General features: G+C 45.7%; 13 protein-coding genes, 2 tRNA genes and 3 rRNA genes. 14 read left to right on the forward strand and 4 right to left on the reverse strand.

Translation table 11 applies throughout. The features are described 5' to 3' along the window. Positions 1 to 178 precede the first annotated feature (178 nt). The 3 genes from NA23_RS01595 to NA23_RS01605 are packed head-to-tail and all read left to right on the forward strand — an operon-like array spanning position 179 to position 5,058. Positions 179 to 2,044, forward strand: a complete 1,866-nt coding sequence (locus tag NA23_RS01595) for a family 20 glycosylhydrolase (protein ID WP_033191357.1) — start codon at positions 179 to 181, stop codon at positions 2,042 to 2,044. After that, a complete protein-coding gene (locus NA23_RS01600; protein ID WP_249477113.1) occupies positions 2,045 to 3,610 on the forward strand; it encodes an ABC transporter permease in 1,566 nt (521 codons plus the stop codon). Beyond that, complete coding sequence (locus NA23_RS01605) at positions 3,607 to 5,058, forward strand: phospho-sugar mutase (protein WP_033191356.1); 1,452 nt, start codon at positions 3,607 to 3,609, stop codon at positions 5,056 to 5,058. The genes NA23_RS01600 and NA23_RS01605 overlap by 4 nt, the downstream gene beginning before the upstream one ends. Positions 5,059 to 5,107: 49 nt before the next feature. Here NA23_RS01605 and NA23_RS01610 read toward each other — a convergent pair whose 3' ends face one another. Then, positions 5,108 to 5,983: a PhzF family phenazine biosynthesis protein gene (locus NA23_RS01610; protein WP_033191355.1), complete on the reverse strand. Its 876-nt coding sequence runs from the start codon at positions 5,981 to 5,983 to the stop codon at positions 5,108 to 5,110. 115 nt (positions 5,984 to 6,098) lie between these two features. Between NA23_RS01610 and NA23_RS01615 the strand changes: the two genes are divergently transcribed. From NA23_RS01615 to NA23_RS01650, 8 genes are all read left to right on the forward strand, one after another. Then, the gene (locus NA23_RS01615; RefSeq protein ID WP_033191354.1) at positions 6,099 to 6,911 is read left to right on the forward strand and encodes a metallophosphoesterase family protein; all 813 of its coding nucleotides are present in this window, start codon (positions 6,099 to 6,101) and stop codon (positions 6,909 to 6,911) included. Positions 6,912 to 7,343: 432 nt separating this feature from the next. Continuing rightward, positions 7,344 to 8,851, forward strand: a 16S ribosomal RNA gene (locus NA23_RS01620). Positions 8,852 to 8,892: 41 nt separating this feature from the next. Further along, a tRNA-Ile gene (locus NA23_RS01625) sits at positions 8,893 to 8,969 on the forward strand. Between the two features lie 5 nt (positions 8,970 to 8,974). After that, positions 8,975 to 9,050 (forward strand) — tRNA-Ala (locus NA23_RS01630). A gap of 35 nt (positions 9,051 to 9,085) precedes the next feature. Next, positions 9,086 to 12,011: ribosomal RNA gene (locus NA23_RS01635) — 23S ribosomal RNA — on the forward strand. A gap of 24 nt (positions 12,012 to 12,035) precedes the next feature. Beyond that, positions 12,036 to 12,152, forward strand: a 5S ribosomal RNA gene (rrf, locus tag NA23_RS01640). The 16S, 23S and 5S rRNA genes sit together here with 2 tRNA genes alongside, the layout of an rRNA operon. Positions 12,153 to 12,274: 122 nt before the next feature. Further along, a complete protein-coding gene (trmFO, locus tag NA23_RS01645; protein WP_407918651.1) occupies positions 12,275 to 13,573 on the forward strand; it encodes a methylenetetrahydrofolate--tRNA-(uracil(54)-C(5))-methyltransferase (FADH(2)-oxidizing) TrmFO in 1,299 nt (432 codons plus the stop codon). A 1-nt stretch (position 13,574) separates the two neighbouring features. Continuing rightward, a complete protein-coding gene (locus NA23_RS01650; RefSeq protein WP_033191353.1) occupies positions 13,575 to 14,963 on the forward strand; it encodes an MATE family efflux transporter in 1,389 nt (462 codons plus the stop codon). 12 nt (positions 14,964 to 14,975) lie between these two features. Here NA23_RS01650 and pcm read toward each other — a convergent pair whose 3' ends face one another. The 3 genes from pcm to NA23_RS01665 all read right to left on the reverse strand — a co-directional run bounded on the left by pcm (position 14,976) and on the right by NA23_RS01665 (position 18,228). Beyond that, the gene (gene pcm / locus NA23_RS01655) at positions 14,976 to 15,572 is read right to left on the reverse strand and encodes a protein-L-isoaspartate O-methyltransferase (RefSeq protein WP_033191352.1); all 597 of its coding nucleotides are present in this window, start codon (positions 15,570 to 15,572) and stop codon (positions 14,976 to 14,978) included. A 34-nt stretch (positions 15,573 to 15,606) separates the two neighbouring features. Further along, positions 15,607 to 16,560, reverse strand: a complete 954-nt coding sequence (locus NA23_RS01660) for a calcium/sodium antiporter (protein ID WP_033191351.1) — start codon at positions 16,558 to 16,560, stop codon at positions 15,607 to 15,609. A gap of 165 nt (positions 16,561 to 16,725) precedes the next feature. Next, a complete protein-coding gene (locus tag NA23_RS01665; RefSeq protein WP_052107100.1) occupies positions 16,726 to 18,228 on the reverse strand; it encodes a GGDEF domain-containing protein in 1,503 nt (500 codons plus the stop codon). A 418-nt stretch (positions 18,229 to 18,646) separates the two neighbouring features. Between NA23_RS01665 and gap the strand changes: the two genes are divergently transcribed. The 3 genes from gap to tpiA all read left to right on the forward strand — a co-directional run bounded on the left by gap (position 18,647) and on the right by tpiA (position 21,702). Continuing rightward, positions 18,647 to 19,645: a type I glyceraldehyde-3-phosphate dehydrogenase gene (gene gap / locus NA23_RS01670; protein ID WP_033191350.1), complete on the forward strand. Its 999-nt coding sequence runs from the start codon at positions 18,647 to 18,649 to the stop codon at positions 19,643 to 19,645. Between the two features lie 90 nt (positions 19,646 to 19,735). Continuing rightward, positions 19,736 to 20,935, forward strand: a complete 1,200-nt coding sequence (locus NA23_RS01675) for a phosphoglycerate kinase (protein ID WP_033191349.1) — start codon at positions 19,736 to 19,738, stop codon at positions 20,933 to 20,935. Between the two features lie 14 nt (positions 20,936 to 20,949). Beyond that, positions 20,950 to 21,702, forward strand: coding sequence for a triose-phosphate isomerase (tpiA, locus tag NA23_RS01680; protein WP_275060694.1), 753 nt, complete (start codon positions 20,950 to 20,952; stop codon positions 21,700 to 21,702). The last annotated feature ends 3 nt before the right edge of the window (positions 21,703 to 21,705 follow it).

The following is a 21,705-nucleotide window of genomic DNA, read 5'->3' on the forward strand; positions in this document are numbered from 1 at the left end:
GGTTATACAAAAACACTATCACAACACAACACGTTCTTCAAGCAAAAATATTTGAACTTTGTTTTGCGATTGTTATGAATTCTCTATGAGTACGCTTAATTAATCTGCTTATGGTGGTATAATCTTTTCTGGAGACAATTGAAACGCACAATTTTGGAAAATAACAGGGGGTGTGGGCATGAGCGCAAGAATACTTCTAATTCCGAAACCAAAAGTATTAAAGTGGACCTTTGAAGAATCGGCAATTACAGAAATTCCCAAGTATGGTTTTATCTACACAACGAACGAAGAAATAGCGAGATATCTTAAGCGCAGTGCAGAATCATTTGCGGGATATACAGTAACAAAATCTACAAACGGTGATGAGTTCGTTCAGTTGATTTCAAATCCCTATCTTTTTCCAAAACACGAGGGTTACAGACTGGTAATAGACGGAAGAATTACGATAATCGCCCATGATGATACGGGTCTGTTCTATGGAGTACAAACGCTAAGGCAGATTTTGAGACAAAGTTCTCACTTCAATGGTTTGCCGAATGTATTTATCGAAGATTATCCAGACTTTTTGTATCGAGGCATAATGATAGATGTAAGTCGTGACAGAATTCCAAAACTCGAGGTGCTTAAATTCATCATCGAAAAACTTTCAGAGCTGAAGGTAAACCAACTGCAGCTTTACACAGAGCACACGTTTGCCTACAGAGGTCATGAAAAGGTGTGGGAAGACTACAGCCCGTTAACACACGAAGAAATCATTGAGCTCGATACCTTTTGCAAATCGCATTTCATTGAACTTGTCCCTAATCAGAACACGTTCGGACATCTGAGTAAATGGCTCATACACGATGAATACAAGCATCTTGCCGAGGCATCAGATGGATATGAAACACCATGGGGAGGACGGTACGAGTACCCGTTTTCCATCTCGCCGGCAGTACCTGAATCTGTGAAGTTTGTTGAAGACATTCTCAGGGAGTTCTTGCCAAACTTCTCAAGTGAGCAGGTGAATATAGGCTGTGATGAGACGTTTGACTTAGGGCAGGGGAAATCGAAAGACTTGTGTGAAAGATATGGGAAAGGAAAGGTATATTTTGATTTTCTGATGAAGATCTACAATATCGCAAAAAGATACAAAAAGGCTGTTATGTTCTGGGGAGATATCATTGAGAATCATCCCGAATTCATCCCGCAGTTGCCGAAAGATATGATCGCAATGGTGTGGGGTTACGAGGCTGATCACCCATTTGACGAAAAGTGCGAACTTTATTCGAAAAGCGGTCTGTCGTTCTACGTTTGCCCCGGCACGTCCACGTGGAACACCTTTATCGGAAGAACAGATAACGCAATTGAGAACATAAAGAATGCGGTTTACAATGGATATAAGCACGGTGCGATAGGAGTTCTAACTACGGATTGGGGAGACAACGGACATCCACAACACTTGCCTTTCTCATGGATTGGATTTGCTTTCAGTGCGGCTTTAGGATGGAACATCACCGGGTTGGAAGTTGATGAACTTCTGGACGCTGTAAATCTCTATGTATTTGAAACAGAAAGACCTTTAGCTCAGTTCATACACAGACTTGGACAACTACACAATGCATTACCGTATACACCGAATGGAACTCCTTACTTCTACGCGTTTGTCTACCCAGATAGATTCAGTCAGAACGAGAAACTGAAAGAAATCAGTTACGAAACGTTAGAAAACATCGAGAGTGAACTAAAAACAATGAAGAAGGAGCTCAGTTCATTGGTTTCAGAAGAAAGTAAGCTCTCGGACGTAGTGGAACAAATAAGCAACAACATGGACTTTGCGAAGTTGGGATTGCAAGTACTAAGATTTTTAAGAACGTACGGTTCTGTTGAAAATATCCCTGAGGATGAGTGGAACGAATTCGATGGCGAACTTGAGCGTGTTTTGGAAGATTACAGACGAATTTGGTTGAGTTGCAACAGAAAAGGAGGATTAGAGCAGAGCATATATAAACTGACTCGAATAAGAAGAGTTCGAAAAGGAGATAAACGGGGGTTGATCTTCTAAGTGGTGCAGAAGATGGTAAAACGGACCGTCAAATTGACAGTTGCGCTGATTCCCATTTTTTACATAATCATCGCATTACTTGTACCTTTTATCCTAAACCTTCGATTTGCCGGAGGGTTTTCTCTTACCGCTCTGGTCGATAACGCTTCGAAGATAAGGTTTACAATATATCAAGCTTTGGTATCTTCGGTATTCACAACACTACTGGGAATACCCGGTGCGTACCTCGTTGGAAGAACTAAGATACATCCGGTTATAAAAAAAGTTTTTCGTGTAATGTCTAGCATACCGTTTGTGTTACCAGGTATCACAATGGCTATAGGCTTTTTCCTGGTATTTGGTAACAAAGGATTGTATTCACAGATACTAAGGCTTCTGGGACTTGATGTTCGCATACTCTACACGTTTACAGCGATACTTTTAGGTCATGTGTTCTACAACTTCCCGCTCTTCATCAGGATAGTTGGGGAAGCTTGGGAGAATATGGATGGTTATTTAATTGAGGCCGCAAAGGTCGATGGTGCCAGTAAATGGCAAGTATTTTGGAAAGTGGAGGTACCGGTACTTCTTCCGTCTATCCTCAGGGCGTTTTTCCTCACATACATTTACACATTTACGAGCTTTTCAGTGGTCTTGATACTCGGTGGCATCAGATACTCCACTCTCGAAGTGGCAATTTACATGTACTCAAGAATTACTTTCGATTTCAAAGCGGCATCCACACTCATGCTTTTCCAACTCTTGTTCATCTCCGTTCTTGGCTTTTTTACATCCATTAAAAGGGAGGGCTATGAAAAGCATCACTACCGGCATCTTGATGAATTCCCTCTTTGGGGCTATTTTTTCTTTGGAGTATCGGCACTTTTGATCTTTATACCGCTTGTTTATTCAGCACTTTCGGGCTTTTTAGATTACTACGGTAAGTTTTCACTGACGAATTTCAGAATGCTTCTCTCAGAAGACTTAGAGTACCTTGTAGGGACGAACTTTAAAAGCATGGTTCTGTACACGGTTGTTATAGCCTTCACCTCTTCACTGATAAGTGTTATAATTTCGATGTTTGCTGGATACTATTCGTCAAGAGGAAGAAGGTCGTATTATATTGTACTCATACCGGCTGCCATGTCGTCGGTGACGATAGCGTTTTCATACGTCTTTGTCAATATTCCCGTGCTCCTTAAACTCATCCTTGTTCATTCTCTGATTAACTTGCCTATCACTTTCGGTATACTTGAAGCTGGGTGGAGGAATGTACCGGAGAGTATCATCGATGCAGCAAAAGTGGACGGAGCAGACGCTGTACGATGGATATGGAAGATAGCGATTCCTTTGATAAAGAACTACGTCTTCATAGCTTTCGTTTATTCGTTTACAATCTCCGTTGGTGAGACATCTGGTACTCTAACACTTGCTGAACCTCCTATAACAACGTTCGCAGCTGTTGTGTTCAGGTTGATGAGTTCAAGGAACACAGAAGTAGCGATGGCACTCAATACATTTTACTTTATCTTCGTCGTCTCATTGTTCATAATAATAGAGATGCTAAGAAAGGAGGAAAGTGCATGATACTTTTCGGAACAGGTGGTATAAGAGGGATAATGAGAGAAGGGGAGTTCGATGAAAAAACCGTAGCTGTTGCATCGAAGGGCGTAGCCGAGTACATGAAGATGAAAGGTCTCAAAAAAGTTCTGATAGCATATGATACAAGGAACAACTCACAAGAATTTGCAAAGGTCAGTGCATCTGTATTTGCGGGTGAAGGTATGGACGTTTATGTTTTTGGAGAACCAGTACCAACGCCTGTCTTGTCTTATGGTGTACGAAAACTCGGCATGGATATGGGAGTTGTGATAACCGCGAGTCACAACCCCCCTGAATACAACGGTTACAAAGTCTATACATCAAACGGTGTCCAGGCAGTACCAGAAGTTACCGACGTACTTACCGAAATGGTGAAACGAGCATGGAACCAACCAATAAATGCGGTGGAAAAGTATAAAATAGTGCCGAACGAGGTGCTTGATGAATACATTTCGGATGTGGCAAAGCTTGTGAATGTAGATTTAAAAGGCTTGAAGGTAGTTTATTCTCCTCTCCACGGAACAGGTGCAAGATTTGTACCCAAACTACTGAGAATGCTTGGAGCGGAAGTCGTAGAGGTCGTCGAGCAGATGGAGCACAACGGGAATTTCCCAACTGTGAAGACACCGAATCCAGAAGATGATAGAGCACTTGAACTATTGAAAAAGTACATGGCAGACTATAATGTAGACCTTGGACTTGCAACAGACCCAGATGCAGACAGGGTTGGTGTTGTATTTAAAGACGTCAGGTTAACAGGTAATCAGGTCGGGGTTTTACTATCCAAAATGTTGATTGATGAATACTTAAGTTCTGGAAGGAATAAAGGTATGCTCGTAAAGACCATAGTAACAACAGATATGGTGAGACCTATGTGCGACGAAAGTGGGATAAAATTGTTTGAAGTACCAACGGGTTTCAAGTTCATCGGTGATTTGGTTGAGAAAGGGAAAGACCTGGACTTTGTCTTTGGATTCGAAGAAAGTTGTGGGTACTTAACCGGGGATTTAGCAAGAGACAAAGACGCGGTCCTTGCTTGTGGATTGGTGGCAAAAGCAGCCGTTAGGTTTGATCTACTTAACAAGATGGAAGAACTATACAAACAGTACGGATACTATTTTGAAAAACTCGTCAATTTCGACTTCAAATCGGTTGAACAAGCGCTCGATGTATACGCTAAGTTGAAACAAACAAAAGCTGAAGAAGTTAAGCAAGTTATCGACTACTCAGAAGGGTACAACGGGGTAATTCCAAACGAAACTCTGAGATTAGATTTCGACAACGCACGTATTTATGTCAGACCTTCGGGTACAGAACCAAAAATGAAGGCCTACGTGATGGTAAAAGCACAAACAAAAGAGCAAGCGCTCGCTGACTTAGAGAAATTCGAAGCAAAGATAAGGAGTATCGTCGATGGAATTTTAGCAAAATGACGAGATGAAAAAGCGGGGGATTTCCCCCGTTTTTTAAATTCTCAAATTCTCAAATCAGAAGACTACCTTCGATAACTATCTTCGCATCCCCACCCACGTATGCTTTATACACTCCATCTTTCAAGTGTACTTTGGCAAATATGTTGGACATCCTATTCATGGTTTCACCTTGGATTACCTCGTACATCTTTTCCGGTTCAACGATACCGTGCTTGTACAGATAGTAAATCAACGCACCATTCGCTGTTCCCGTTGCGGATTCTTCAGGTATCCCGTAGAGAGGAGCAAAATCTCGACAATTTGCAAGTGCCCGAGTTTCATCAAGCGTGAAAATATGGAAACTAACAATATTGTTTATCCTGCAGTAATCCGATATACTATCAAAATCAGGTGATAACGAGAAAAGCGTCTGTTTTGATTTAACTGGTACGATCAGATCCCAAAGTCCTGTACTGACCGCTTGTGGTTTTAATGTATACTTTCTATCTCCGATCTCATCTTCCTCTATACCAAGCAGTTCAGCCACCTTCTTAATATCATCCATCTCTAGCTCTTCCCCCATTACCGGTGTTGCCTGCTCCATCATCACTTTCCCTTCTTCTATAGATACATCGATAATACCAGCACGAGTGTGAGCTTTGTATACGCAGCCTGCTTTGACTAACTCCAAGTATTCCAATACCTTGAAAGAACCAATTGTCGCGTGGCCGCAGAGGTCAACCTCTGCAACGGGAGTAAAGTACCTGATATCGAATTCATCCTTTGAAATGCTTCTTACAAAAGCCGTTTCAGAGAATCTGACCTCTTTAGCAATGTTCTGCATAACAGAGTCACTTAGATTGTCCTGATTTTCTAAAATCACAACTCCTGCAGGGTTGCCCAAGAATGGCTTGTTTGTAAAAGCATCCGCCACGAAGAACTTCATTTTCCCCCTCCTCGGCAGTATCAGTCTTAAGAGTATTGTACCACACTTAACAATTCTTAAAACTAGAGACCTTTAGACATGATATAATACTTAAAAAAGTGTAGGAGGCTTTGAAATGAGAAAAATAGCGTTTATTTCTGATATACATTCGAACTTAGAAGCTTTAAGTGCAGTACTTGAGGACATCAAAAAGAAGAATTTAGACGAAATATATTGCCTCGGTGACCTTGTAGGCTACGGTCCAAACCCAAACGAAGTGGTTGAGATAATACGTCAGTACAACATCCCGACTGTTATGGGAAATTATGACGATGCAATTGGCTATGAGAAAGACAGCTGCGGCTGTGCGTACAATCCTGGCAGGGAGACAGAAGTAGGGGATGAATCGATCAACTGGACTATAAAACACACCACAAAAGAAAACAAAGACTTTCTCAAAAAGCTCCCCCACAAACTTTCCATCGAAGTTGAGGGCGTAAAGATCTTGCTGGTCCACGGGAGTCCCGCTAATCACTTGCTTGAATATGTGAAACCCTCAACCTCTGCTGATAGGCTGAAGATATTGTTAAGGAATGTAGAAGAAGATATCATCATCAACGGTCACACACACTTGATGATGGCACGGCATCTTTTTGGTAAGACCGTACTAAACCCAGGAAGCGTTGGAAGGACAAAAGACGGTATTCCGGGGGCTACCTATTTGATTTTGTACGTTGAGAGCGGAGTTTACTGGTATGAATTTGTGAGAGTGCCATATGATGTGAAAACAACGGTGGAGAAGATAGTAAAGGCAAGTCTACCTGTTGAACTTGCGACGGTCTTAGCACTCGGTCAGACCTTTGATATGGGAGAAGGAAAAAACGCAAAGTCCACCAACAAAGAGAATCAACAAGAAGTTCAAGAGAGTGGTATCGAATTCAAAATCTGAACAAATAGTTACTATATAACTTTTTCAAAGCCATGATAAATTCAGGGCTTTTGGTTTTATTGAAACGCCTGAGGAATAGGAAAGTGTTTGGAATGTGTAACAGAAGATTCGGATAATCCGTTACTGAGATGGACTTTACAGTTAACACAAGGCGTAGTAAAATGGCTTTCGCCGTCTGAAAAAAGACAGGCAAAAAGGAAAACAAAAAGCGCAGTTGACAAAATCAAAAGCATGTGGTAAATTAAGTAACGCTTAAGAACGCTTAAGAAAGATTAAGCGAAAAAATTTGAGTCTTGACAAAACTAATAGAGTGTGATAAATTAGCAAAGCGCACAGCAGCGACTCGATGAAGGTAAAAAAAGAGTCCGGTCATTGAAATACGAATAGCAGCCACCGAAAAAAATAAGAGCAGGGTTGAGCCTGACAAGGATTAGCTTGGAGGGTTTGATCCTGGCTCAGGGTGAACGCTGGCGGCGTGCCTAACACATGCAAGTCGAGCGGTGCAGCTGGAGGCTTTTGCCGAAGGCTGCATAGCGGCGGACGGGTGCGTAACGCGTAGGAACGTGCCCCCTGGAGGCGGATAGCCGTGGGAAACTGCGGGTAAACCGCCGTAGACTCGGGAGAGTAGAGGCCGAAAGGCGCCAGGGGAGCGGCCTGCGTCCCATCAGGTAGTTGGTAGGGTAACGGCCTACCAAGCCTACGACGGGTAGCCGGTCTGAGAGGATGGCCGGCCACAAGGGCACTGAGACACGGGCCCTACTCCTACGGGAGGCAGCAGTGGGGGATATTGGACAATGGGCGGAAGCCTGATCCAGCGACGCCGCGTGGAGGACGAAGCCCTTCGGGGTGTAAACTCCTTTTGTCGGGGAAAAAGGACTGATGGTACCCGACGAATAAGCCCCGGCTAACTACGTGCCAGCAGCCGCGGTAATACGTAGGGGGCGAGCGTTACCCGGAATTACTGGGCGTAAAGGGTGCGTAGGCGGCCGAGTGTGTCTGGCGTAAAATTCCACGGCTCAACTGTGGGTATGCGCTGGAAACTACTTGGCTTGGGTGCGGCAGAGGCAGACGGAACTGCTGGTGTAGGGGTGAAATCCGTAGATATCAGCAGGAACGCCGGTGGAGAAGTCGGTCTGCTGGGCCGTAACCGACGCTGAGGCACGAAAGCTAGGGGAGCGAACCGGATTAGATACCCGGGTAGTCCTAGCCGTAAACGATGCTCACTAGGTGTGGGGACGGAAGTCTCCGTGCTGAAGCGAACGCGATAAGTGAGCCGCCTGGGGAGTACGCCCGCAAGGGTGAAACTCAAAGGAATTGACGGGGGCCCGCACAAGCGGTGGAGCGTGTGGTTTAATTGGAAGCTAAGCCAAGAACCTTACCAGGGCTTGACATGCTGGTGGTACCGAGCCGAAAGGTGAGGGACCCTACCGCAAGGTAGGGAGCCAGCACAGGTGGTGCACGGTCGTCGTCAGCTCGTGCCGTGAGGTGTTGGGTTAAGTCCCGCAACGAGCGCAACCCCTGCCCTTAGTTGCCAGCGGTAAGGCCGGGCACTCTAAGGGGACTGCCGGCGACGAGCCGGAGGAAGGAGGGGATGACGTCAGATACTCGTGCCCCTTATGTCCTGGGCGACACACGCGCTACAATGGGATGGACAGCGGGAAGCGAGGCAGCGATGCTGAGCAAAACCCTGAAACCATCCCCCAGTTCAGATTGTGGGCTGAAACCCGCCCACATGAAGCCGGAATCGCTAGTAATCGCGGATCAGCCACGCCGCGGTGAATACGTTCCCGGGCCTTGTACACACCGCCCGTCAAGCCACCCGAGTCGCGGGCACCCGAAGACGGTGACCCTTAGGGGCGCCGTTGAGGGTGAACGTGGTGAGGGGGGCTAAGTCGTAACAAGGTAGGTGTACCGGAAGGTGCGCCTGGATCACCTCCTTTCTAAGGAGAGGATGGTGGCTGCTATTCGGATTTGAGTGATCGGGCTCGTAGCTCAGATGGTCAGAGCGCACGCCTGATAAGCGTGAGGTCGGAGGTTCGATTCCTCCCGAGCCCACCATGGGTGGGGACATAGCTCAGCTGGGAGAGCACCTGCTTTGCAAGCAGGGGGTCAGGGGTTCGAATCCCCTTGTCTCCACCAATGGGTGGAGGGTCATTGAAAAGTGCATAGGGTAAGGTGAAGGTACTAAGGGCACGCAGTGGATGCCTAGGCGGCAGGAGGCGAGGAAGGGCGTGGCAAGCTGCGAAAAGCCTGGGGGAGCTGCAAGCGAGCGTTGATCCCAGGATTCCCGAATGGGGCAACCTGCACGGGAGCAATCCCGTGCGCCACCAAAGGCGCGAAACCCGGGGAAGTGAAACATCTCAGTACCCGGAGGAGAAGAAATCAAACGAGATTCCCTGAGTAGAGGCGATCGAAAGGGGAGGAGCCTAAACCAGCGTTAGTGCTGGGGTTGTGGGACACAGCTAGGCTGAGACCGCTCTGAGGCGTTGTGTAGCCGAACAGTCTGGGAAGGCTGGCCGTAGAGGGTGATAGCCCCGTAGGCGAAACGCAACGCGCAGGAGTGGCTGTGATCCCGAGTAGCGCGGGACTCGAGGAATCCCGCGTGAATCAGGGGGGACCACCCTCCAAGGCTAAATACTACCTGCCGACCGATAGCGCAACCAGTACCGTGAGGGAAAGGTGAAAAGCACCCCGGAAGGGGAGTGAAAGAGACCTGAAACTGCGTGCCTACAAGAAGTCGGAGCCCGAGAGGGTGACGATGTGCCTTTTGATTAATGAGCCTGGGAGTTACCGTACCTGGCGAGGTTAAGCCGGGAGAGGCGGAGCCGAAGCGAAAGCGAGTCCGAATAGGGCGTGAGTCAGGTGCGGTAGACCCGAAGCCGGGTGAGCTACCCATGGGCAGGATGAAGGTGGGGTAAAACCCACTGGAGGTCCGAACCGGTGGATCGTGAAAAATCCTCGGATGACCTGTGGGTAGGAGTGAAAAGCTAACCGAACCCGGTGATAGCTGGTTCTCCCCGAAATGCATTGAGGTGCAGCCTCGGCAGTTCTGTGGTGGAGGTAGAGCACTGATAGGGCTAGTGGGGTTACCTGCGAACCCTGTCAAACTGCGAATGCCACCACACTAATGCCGGGAGTGAGCCCGTGGGGGATAAGCTCCACGGACGAGAGGGGAACAACCCAGACCGTCGGCTAAGGGCCCGGAGAGGTGGCTAAGTGTGAAGAGGAAGGAAGTGGTGCGTCCTAGACAACCGGGATGTTGGCTTAGAAGCAGCCATCATTTAAAGAGTGCGTAACAGCTCACCGGTCGAGACGCACTGCGCCGAAAATGTGCGGGGCTGAAGCCACCCCCCGAAGCCACGGAACCAGCGGAAGCTGGTTGGTAGGGGAGCGTTCCGCGGTAGGGAGAAGGTAGACCCGAGAGGGCTACTGGACGAGGCGGAAGTGAGAATCCAGGCATGAGTATACGAGAGGATGGTGAGAATCCATCCCCCCGAAAGCCTAAGGGTACCTGGGGAAGGGTCGTCCGCCCAGGGTGAGTCGGGACCTAAGGGAAACCCGAAAGGGGTACCCGATGGGAAACCGGTTAATATTCCGGTACCACCTGCGTATCGATACTGTAGGCGGGGACGCAGGAGGCTAAGCTCCGGGGATAAGTGGCAAATCCCTCCAAGCGGTTAGGCGGAGAGGGCTGTAGGTAAGTCCGCAGCCTGAGCTGAGCCGTGAAGGGGAGAGCCCGAGAGGGCTCAACGGGACTGACGCCAGACTGCCAAGAAAAGCCGCGTGTAGTGATACGTGGGTGCCCGTTCCGCAAACCGACACAGGTAGGCGGGCTGAGAAAGCTAAGGGGAGCGGGATAACCCTTGCCAAGGAACTCGGCAAATTGGCCCCGTAACTTCGGGAGAAGGGGTGCTACGGTAGGTTGAACCCAGGGGAAGCCGAAAGGTGGAAACTGGGGGAGGCCGAGGTAGCCGCAGTGACAAGGCCCTGGCGACTGTTTACCAAAAACACAGGTCTCTGCAAACTCGATGAGAGGAAGTATAGGGACTGACGCCTGCCCGGTGCCGGAAGGTTAAGGGGAGGGGTGCAAGCTCCGAACCGAAGCCCCGGTAAACGGCGGCCGTAACTATAACGGTCCTAAGGTAGCGAAATTCCTTGTCGGGTAAGTTCCGACCTGCATGAATGGCGTAACGACTGGGGCACTGTCTCGGCAGGGGACCCGGTGAAATTTCAGTCTGGGTGAAGATGCCCAGTACCCGCAGCTAGACGGAAAGACCCCGTGGAGCTTTACTGTAGCCTGGTATTGTGCTCTGTTGCGGCGTGTACAGGATAGGTGGGAGGCTGAGAACCGTGCTCGCCAGGGTGCGGGGAGCCGCCGGTGGGATACCACCCTCGTCGCAGCGGAGTTCTAACCTACGCGTGTGGAGAGCACGCGAGGGACAGTGCCAGGTGGGCAGTTTGACTGGGGCGGTCGCCTCCTAAAGGGTAACGGAGGCGCGCAAAGCTCGGCTCAGGTGGGTTGGAAATCCACCGTAAGAGTGCAAGGGCAAAAGCCGGGCTGACTGCGAGACCGACGGGTCGAGCAGAGGGGAAACCCGGTCCTAGTGACCCGGCGACTCCGAGTGGAAGGGTCGTCGATCAACGGACAAAAGTTACCCCGGGGATAACAGGCTAGTCTAGCCCGAGAGTTCACATCGACGGCTAGGCTCGGCACCTCGATGTCGGCTCATCCCATCCTGGGGCTGAAGCAGGTCCCAAGGGTTAGGCTGTTCGCCTATTAAAGGGGTACGTGAGCTGGGTTCAGACCGTCGTGAGACAGGTCGGTCCCTATCTGCTGCGGGCGCAGGAGGCTTGAGGAGGGTCGCCCTTTGTACGAGAGGACCAGGGTGAGGGAGCCTCTGGTGTACCAGCTGTCCTGCCAAGGGCATACGCTGGGTAGCCACGCTCCTGAGCGATAACCGCTGAAAGCATCTAAGCGGGAAGCGCGCTCCAAGATGAGGCCTCCAAGGCCGGTCCGAGAAGAGGACCTTGATAGGCCGGTGGTGGGAGCACAGCGATGTGTGGAGCCAACCGGTACTAATAGGCCGACTCCTTCACCTTGACCCTATGCACTTTTGAATGACCCTGGGTGCCGATACCGCGGTGGGAAACACCCAGTTCCATTCCGAACCTGGCCGTTAAGCCACCGTGGGCCGATGGTAGTAAGGGGGCGACCCCTTGCGAGAGTAGGTAGTGCCCAGGATTCCTATATGTTCAAAAAAGCCTCTGCATATCGCAGAGGCTTTTTTATTTTTTGATTATGTGTTAAAATGTTCTGAGCAGATAAACGAAAAGATGAGGTGGTAGGAGTGAATGAACAGAAAATTCAAGAAATACACGTTGTTGGTGCAGGGCTTGCAGGTAGTGAAGTTGCATGGCAGCTTGTGAAAAAGGGTCACAAGGTTGTCATCCATGAGATGAAAAGGATAAAGAAGTCGCCAGTGCACACAAGCAACCTCTTTGCTGAGCTTGTTTGTAGTAATTCGTTGAAGTCGATGGATTTGAAGAATGCCGAAGGGCTTTTGAAAGAAGAAATGAGATTGTTCGGAAGTTTAATTTTGGACTGTGCCATGGAAAATCGAGTGCCTGCGGGAAAAGCTCTAGCTGTTGATAGGGAAAAGTTCGCGAAGTGCGTTACTGAGAAGCTTTTGAAAACCGGACTTGTGGAAGTTGTCGATGAAGAAGTAAAAGAACCGGGTTCTGAAGGCATATGGGTGATAGCTACTGGTCCTACAACGGATGGTGAATTGGCAGAGTGGATTAAAAAAGTTACTGGCGGTGTTTTAAATTTCTTCGATGCGGTTGCACCGATAATCAGTGCGGAAAGCATAAATATGGATGTCTGTTATGTAGCTGATAGATACGGTGTAGGTTCCGGGGATTACATAAACTGTCCAATGAACAAGGAGCAGTACGAGGCGTTTTGGGAAGCGATTGTAAATGCGGAAGTTGTTGAAATGGACGATTTTGATAGAAAGCTTCTTTTCGAACGTTGCCAACCGATAGAAGAAATAGCTCGTAGTGGTAAAGATGCGATGAGGTATGGCCCGTTGAGACCAGTTGGACTTCGAGATCCAAAAACAGGAAAGGAACCATACGCGGTTGTGCAGCTAAGAAAAGAAAATGTAGAAGGAACGATGTATAACCTGGTCGGCTTCCAGACAAGGCTGAAATGGGGAGAACAATTAAGAATAATCAGAATGATTCCGGGATTGGAAAACGCGGAGATTCTAAGATACGGTGTGATGCACAGGAACAGTTATATCGAATCACCGAAAGTTTTAGATAAATTCCTCAGACTGAAAAGTGATCCAAGGATATTCTTCGCTGGTCAGATAACAGGTGTGGAAGGATATGTAGAATCCGCGATGACAGGCCTTTATGTTGGGCTGAATATTGCAAGGTTGGTCGAAGGGAAAGAGATGGTCGAATTCCCAAGAAAGACGATGTGTGGTGCACTGATAGATTACATAACGAGTGCGCATGAATTAAAGCCCATGTATGCGAATTTCGGGCTGATAGGTGGAGGCAAGAATCGCGAAAAGGTCGCACAAAAAGCTTTGGAAGAGATGAAGCAATTTATCGAAAGCACTGGGGAAAAACATATAGAAGGGGGAATCTAGTTTGGAAAGCAAGGTGAATAGGAATATAGAACTCTTGCTGGGAGACTACCGAAAGGCGATTGTTAAGCTTTCCATTCCCAATATGATTGCCATGTTTATCCAAACGTTATACAACCTTGTTGATGCCGTATGGGTTGCAGGTTTGGGACCTTCTACGCTCGCTGGTATGGGCTTGTTTTTCCCGATATACATGATAGTTATCTCAATTGCAACTGGTATAGCGGTCGGTACCAGCTCTGCAATTGCGCGAAGGATAGGTGCTAAGGATTTTGACGGTGCAAATGCGGTGGCTGAACATTCGATAATCCTTGCCATCTTTGTAGGTTTCTTGACCGCTCTTGTTGGTATTTTAACACTTGAAGGGGTTCTTCAGTTCACCGGTGCGTCCGGAGAAGCTCTACAAAAAGCAAAAGAATATGGAGTCATTATCTTTTTGTCTTCAGTATTTGCAATGTTTAACAACGCTGCTATCGGTATCCTCCGTGGTGAGGGAGATTCAAAAAGGCCTATGTATATAATACTTTTCAGTTCGGTTTTGAATATGGTTCTTGATCCGATTTTCATATACGTTTTTAAATGGGGTATTAAAGGAGCAGCGTGGGCGACGAATATCTCGGTATTTGTAGCGAGTGCTATGCTTTTGCACCTTCTGATGTTTTCAAAAAAGACATTTTTGAATGTTGGTTTCAGAAAGTTTGTTCTTACTAAAAGCATCATTCTGGATATCTTTACTGTCGGTTTCCCAACCGCACTTGCGCAGATCACAATGTCTGTAGCTATATATTTCCTTAACTTCTTTGCATCAAAAGCAGGCGGAGATATGGGAGTAGCAACGTTCACAGGTGCTTGGAGGATAATAAACTTAGGAACGTTAACTATTATTGGAATCTCATCGGCCGTAACGACGGTAACTGGGGCAGCATACGGCGCAAGGGATATTAAAAAGCTTGAATCGGCGCTTAACTATGCAATCAAATTCGCAGAGTACTTTGCAATTGCGATAATGGTAGGGATTTTCTTTTTCTCAAAGCCACTTGCGATGATGTTTGCGTACTCCAAAGCTTCTGCTCAGCTCTTGGACAATATCTCTCAGGCTCTTAAGATACTTTGCCTTTTCTTACCAGGTACACCTTTCGGAATGCTCACTTCTGGCATGTTTCAAGGCATTGGACATGGTTACAAAAGTCTGGTAACAACGATATTGAGAACGGTGATATTCCAGCTCTTCTGGACGTGGTTATTTGTAGACGTGTTTAAAATAGGACTGGCTGGAGTATGGTTGGGAATCGTCGTGGGTAACGCTACCGCTTCGATAATAACCTACACGTGGGGCAAGATCACCATAAAGAAGCTGTATTCCATACAGAACCAACAAACGGAAATGGATTAAGAAATCAGAATGCTAAACCATAGGTACGAATCTGACATGCCCTAAGGATTCTTCGGCGATCTTTGTTCCGTGTTTTCTTATTCTTTTCAAGATTTGCACGTATTCGTCTCCGACAGGAATAAGCAAAATCCCACCATCGCTAAGCTGCTCGATCAACGCTGGTGGGATTTCTTTTGCATAGCAAGTCACGGTGATTTTATCGTAAGGAGCGAATTCTTCTAACCCAAACTTTCCATCGCTTAAGAATACTTCGACGTTTTCAAGTCCCAGCTGCTGGATAATTTTTTTTGCCCTATCGTAGAGTGGTTTAACTACTTCGACGGTGTATATCTTTCCAGTTGGACCAACAAGTAATGACATTACAGCAGCGTTGTATCCACTCCCGGTACCAACTTCCAGCACTTTGTTTCCTTCTCTTAGCTCTAAGTATTCGCACATCAATCCCACCATATGTGGGGCGGATATGGTTTGACCGTAGCCTATAGGGAGTGGCGTATCAACGTAAGCACTATCTTGATATTCCGGTGGCACAAAAAGTTTCCTGTCTATTTTGTTCATAGCCTCAATGACTTTTTTTGATACACCGTAATATTCAAGATGTTCGTACAAATATCCCACCTTCTCAAAAAGTGGCTTATAGCTGTTAACCTCTGAAAATCAAATACGCGGTGTATCCTATGTACGCAGCAAAGAAAAGTGCGCCCTCAATCCTGCTTAATCTTAAATCCTTTGAGAAAAGTGTCAGAATAACCGTGATGGCAATAAGCAGTAAGACGTCCGCATTCAATACTATGGGGTAATTTAAAGGATTGATGATAGCGGAAATACCTAGTATGAAGAAAATGTTGAAAATATTAGAACCAACAACATTGCCCAATGCTATCTCATTTTTGCCTTTTATGGCAGCAACAAGTGAAGTGGCAAACTCAGGTATAGATGTACCAGCAGCAACTATTGTCAAACCTATCAACTTATCGGAAACTCCAAATACCTTTGCTATTTGTGTCGCACTGCTGACAATTATACGTCCTCCAAACGAAAGACCTATCAGACCTCCGATTATGTAAATTACGGAGAGCCAGGTACTTATATTTTTTAACTTTGCCATTTCCATCTCCTCAAATATCTCTCTATCTTTTTTTGCCATCTCGAATACGTAAGCAATGAAAATGGCGAAAAAGCATAGTAACACAACACCGTCACCACGTGTAATAAGTGAGGGGAGGTCCCGCCCCTTATTGCCAAGTGCGAGCACAGACAAAGCAGCTATCAGGCTAAGGGGAATTTCTTTCTTCAAAGTCGAATGTTTCACGGCTATCGGTCGTAGCATCGCAGAAAACCCTGCAACCACAAGGATGTTGAAGATATTGCTACCAATTATATTACCAAGTGCGATATCTGAATTCTTCTTGATGGATGAAACAACATTCACCGCTAACTCTGGTGCGGATGTTCCAAAAGCAACTATCGTGAGCCCGATGACAAGGTCTGAAACTCTGAGCTTCTTTGCGATAGCTGAGGCACCCTCTACAACTTTATCGGCACCGATACTTACCAAAACGAGTCCCAAAGCAAACAATAAGAAATTCAGAAGCACAAAAGACACCTCCAACTATCTACTTGATAAATAAATTGCGGAATTCATCCGCGATAGATTGATAACCTAACCTTTGAATAACACATGGTCCAGCTTGCTTGATACTATTATACTACCTACTGCCATTTTTGTATACGGTGGTCTATTTTCGGCGTTAATTGTTAGTCAGAAAAGCGTGATAGTTCGGTTTTTTCCGTTTGATTTTGAAATGTACAACGCCTCGTCTGCTCTCTTTAAGAAGCTTTCAATCGTATCGCTCCCCTTTAACTGAGTGACTCCAAGACTTATAGTGACTTTGTACGGGGTGTCCTTGAACTTTTCCTCAACCTTTGTACGAATTCTTTCCGCAATCAAGTGTGCTGCATCGATATCTGCTTCTGGTAGGAGAATGAGTATTTCCTCACCTCCCATTCTTATCGGAAAATCACTTGCCCGAACATTTTTCAATATGACCTCCGCTATGCCTTTCAAAACTTCATCACCCACGTTGTGTCCGAACGTGTCATTAATTCTTTTAAAGTCGTCTGCATCGATAGAAATTGCGGACAACGGAATTCTATCAGCTTTGCTTGAAACATAGAGTCGTTCGATTTGGCTGTTAAAAACGTATCTTGTTAGCAATCCGGTCAAAACATCCTTCTCAAGCAGTTGACGAATCTGTTCGTTTAGAGACCTTAGACTTTGATTTTTACTTTCGAGTTCTTTGAGGTAAAGATTTATCTGCTCGCGCTGGTGGAGATACTTTTTTATTGTGTTGGCTAAACTGCCGATTTCGTCGTCTCGGTAGATATATTTCTCAACAGTGTCAGGTGTATGGTTGTCAATTGCGTAGATTATATCACTGAAAGGTTCCAGAGCCAAGTGCTTCAGTTTGACGTAGAACACCGAAAGAATAGATATCAGAATAGCAATAGATGTTATAACCAAAATTACAACGTACAAGAGATATCTTGTGAGCAATGTAAAATTCTTTGAAAAGATAAGATACGCCACTCCCTTACCGGTGTGATCTAAAAGCTTGTAAGAATAAACCAGCTTTGTTATCGAGGAAATACCAGGTTTGTCTGAATAAGAGATAGAGGCTCCTGTTAGCTCTTCTAACTTTACCAGGTCCGTTACAGTCCAGTAGTTCCCAACTGTAATAACACTCGGCTCTTCAATCTGCCATAGGTTCAAGATTCTTGGTGATGGATAAAGAACGAACACCTGGATGGGAAACAAAGTTTCCGGGCTATCCAGAAAGAAATACGTCTTTCCCGTGAGTTGCTTGAAGGAGAGTTTGTCCAAAAGGTTATTAATCCTACTAACGTTTTGGTCGTCGAGAAATAATGTATGTATAAGCCCGTCGCTTTCATAAAATGCAAGAAAATCAATGTCGAGCATTTTAAAATTTGATATCAAACTCTCTTTGTAGAGTGCCAATTCTTCATCAGCTGGAGAAAGCCTATCAAGGAGGCTTTTGTGGGTATCAAGTACGCGTTGGAGTTCCCTACTCTTCTGGCTGAATTGAAATTCCAAATCTTTTGACACGTTCTTTGAAAACTCTTCTAACTGTAAGTTAAATGCGCTTTTTAAATTTGCCATCAGTAGAATGGCTAGTACAAGTGTGAACAAAAGAAAAGCAATAGATGAATAAATGACGAGCTTTCTAAGTTTTTGTGCTATCATATGAAGTTGTTATCCCCCTTGAGACAATTTGAAACGTCAGCGACCAATCTTCGTCTTAGTTTACAAATTTATTATATCACACGACCATTATATCACATAAACAAGTCTTAAAGTAACGTTTTTTCAAAGTTATCTTCTCAAAAGCAGAGGCCTTCTAATATCTTTGGAACAATAAGCATATCGTTCCAAAATATAGCTTAGTTGCCTAAACTCAGTCTATGTGGTATAATATGTCTGAAAATCCGCTGTATTCGAACATGACAGGCCTTACTTTGGATTGACTTTTTTCACCAGTACGAAAACTTTGAAAAATATTCAAAAAATTTAACTTCCCGTACCTTGCAAATGTAATATTTATATTGTACAATTTTTCACGAGCATGAGAAATTCGCACTAACACTACGAAGGAGGGAGAAAGATGAAGATAGCTATCAACGGTTTTGGAAGGATCGGAAGACTTGTTCTTAGAGAACTCATTCGCCGCAACAGTTCAGTTGAAGTAGTTGCTATTAACGATTTGGATAGCCCAGTAACATTGGCACACCTTTTCAAATACGACTCAGTCCACAGGGAATTTCCTGGCGAAGTTAAGGTAGAGGGCGACGTGATGTATGTTAACGGTAAGGCTATAAAAGTATTTGCCGAAAAAGACCCAGCAAACCTTCCATGGAAAGACCTCGGTGTTGACGTAGTTGTTGAATCAACAGGTAAGTTCACAGAAAGAGACGGCGCGATGAAACACATCCAAGCTGGTGCTAAGAAAGTTATCATCACAGCTCCAGCAAAAGGAGAAGACATCACCGTAGTCTTTGGTTGTAACGAGGAACAACTCAAACCAGAACACCAGATTATCTCCTGTGCATCCTGTACAACAAACTCCATCGCTTCAATAGTTAAGGTCATCAATGACGCATTTGGAATAGTAACAGGATACCTTGTAACAGTCCACAGCTACACAAACGACCAGAGAGTTCTTGACCTCCCACACAAAGACCTCAGAAGAGCAAGAGCAGCCGCTTTGAACATCATCCCAACAACAACAGGTGCTGCAAAAGCTGTTGCACTTGTCGTTCCAGAAGTCAAGGGTAAACTCGACGGTATGGCACTGAGAGTTCCAACTCCAGATGGTTCCATCTCCGTTCTCAGCGTCCAGGTTGAAAAGGCAACAACAGCCGAAGAAGTCAACGCAAAAGTCAAAGAAGCAACAGAGGGCAGGCTCAAGGGAATTATCAAATACAACGAAGATCCTATCGTCAGTTCAGACATCGTTGGAACAACGTACGCAGGTATATACGATGCAACACTTACCAAGGTAATGAATGGAACATTCGTAACAGTCTACAGCTGGTACGACAACGAATACGGTTACACTTGCAGAGTTGTCGATACAATCGAGAAAGTTGCAACAATGCTTTAATTCATAAACCGATAAAGGGGGCTTGTCCCCCTTTTTTGTACGGTGTTGATATGTGAATGTAAAATACCTTAGGCTCAGGAGGTGTCGAGAATGGAAAAGCTCACGATTAGGGATGTTGATCTCAAAGGTAAAAGGGTGATAATGAGAGTTGACTTTAACGTTCCTTTGAAAGATGGAAAAGTTGCTGACGATACAAGAATAGTTGAAGCGCTTCCAACAATAAAGTATGCCCTTGATAACGGTGCAAAGGTAATTCTCCTTTCCCACCTTGGCAGACCGAAGGGCGGTCCAGATCCAAAATACTCATTGAAACCAGTTGCAGAAAGACTTTCTGAACTTCTTGGTAAAGAAGTAAAGTTTGTTCCAGCATTGTACGGCGAAGAAGTTGAAAAGGCAGTTGCAGAATTAAAAGAAGGCGAAGTTTTAATGTTGGAAAACACAAGATTCGACCCAGGCGAAGAAAAGAACGATTTGGAACTCGCAAGAAAATGGGCAAGCCTTGCTGATATCCACGTGAACGATGCATTCGGTACAGCTCACAGAGCACACTCAAGTAATGTTGGAATCGCTCAATACATTCCATCCGTTGCTGGATTTTTAATGGAAAAGGAAATTAAGTTCCTTTCCAAAGCAACACTTAATCCTGATAAGCCATACGTGGTTGTCCTTGGCGGTGCAAAGGTTTCCGATAAGATAGGCGTCATAACAAACTTACTCAACAAAGCCGATAGGATAATCATCGGTGGCGCTATGATGTTCACATTCTGGAGAGCTCTCGGCAAACAAACGGGAAACTCTCTTGTTGAAGAAGATAAAATTGAACTTGCAAAACAACTCCTTGAACAGGCAAAAGAAAAAGGTGTCGAACTTGTTATTCCAACAGACGCAGTTTGTGCTCAGAAGATGGAAGCCGGTGTTGAGAAGAAGGTCTTCACTTGCGAAGAAGGTATCCCAGAAGGTTGGGCTGGCTACGACATCGGTCCTGCAAGTATCGAACTAATCAAGTCGAAACTTGCAGATGCGAAGACAGTTGTATGGAACGGACCACTTGGTGTGTTTGAAATCGAAGATTTCGCAACTGGTACAAAAGCGGTTGCAGAGTTCATTGCATCTCTCACCGAAAAAGGCGTAACAACAGTAGTTGGCGGTGGCGACAGCGCAGCAGCAGTTGCTCAGTTTGGTCTTGAAAAGAAATTCAGCCACGTATCAACGGGTGGCGGTGCATCACTCGAATTCCTCGAAGGAAAAGAGTTGCCCGGTATAGTATCAATTGCGAATAAAAAAAAATAACCAATAGGAGATTCATTCTCGCTGGAAATTGGAAGATGAATAAAACACCCAGCGAAGCGCAGCTGTTTGCCAACACTTTGACCAATGCGTTCGCTGGGTTTAATTCTTTTGATATATACATTGCCCCTGTTTTTGTGGCGCTCGATAGAGTTCGAGAAGTTGTTGCATCGAGTAATATAAAACTGGCAGCGCAAAATATGTACTTTGAAGATAGTGGAGCATTCACAGGTGAAGTATCACCGAAGATGCTTAAAGAAATCGGAGTTCAAGCGGTTATAATCGGGCACAGCGAAAGAAGAAGAATTTTCGGAGAAACGGACGAGTTAATTAACAAAAAGGTGAAAAAAGCACTCGCAGAAGGCTTGACTCCAATATTCTGTATAGGCGAAACTCTTGAAGAAAGGCAAAAAGGTTTGACGTTCTGTGTTCTTGAAAAACAAGTTAGAGAAGGTTTGTATGGAATAAGTGCAGAAGATGTCAAGAAAGTTGTAATCGCATACGAACCAGTCTGGGCAATAGGAACTGGTGTTGTCGCAACCCCAGAGCAAGCTCAGGAAGCTCATGAATTTGTGAGAGCACTACTTGAAAAAATGTACGGAGGCGAAGTTGCTCAGTCGGTGACAATCCTTTACGGTGGTAGCGTAACCCCAGAGAACTTCTTCGGTCTTTTTGTCAAACCCGATATCGATGGTGCACTCGTTGGTGGTGCAAGTTTGAAGGAAAGCTTTGTAGAACTTGCAAAGATAATGGCAAGCGTTCTTGGATAAGGC

It is taken from the genome of Fervidobacterium islandicum (assembly GCF_000767275.3).
Classification (GTDB): Bacteria; Thermotogota; Thermotogae; order Thermotogales; family Fervidobacteriaceae; genus Fervidobacterium; species Fervidobacterium islandicum.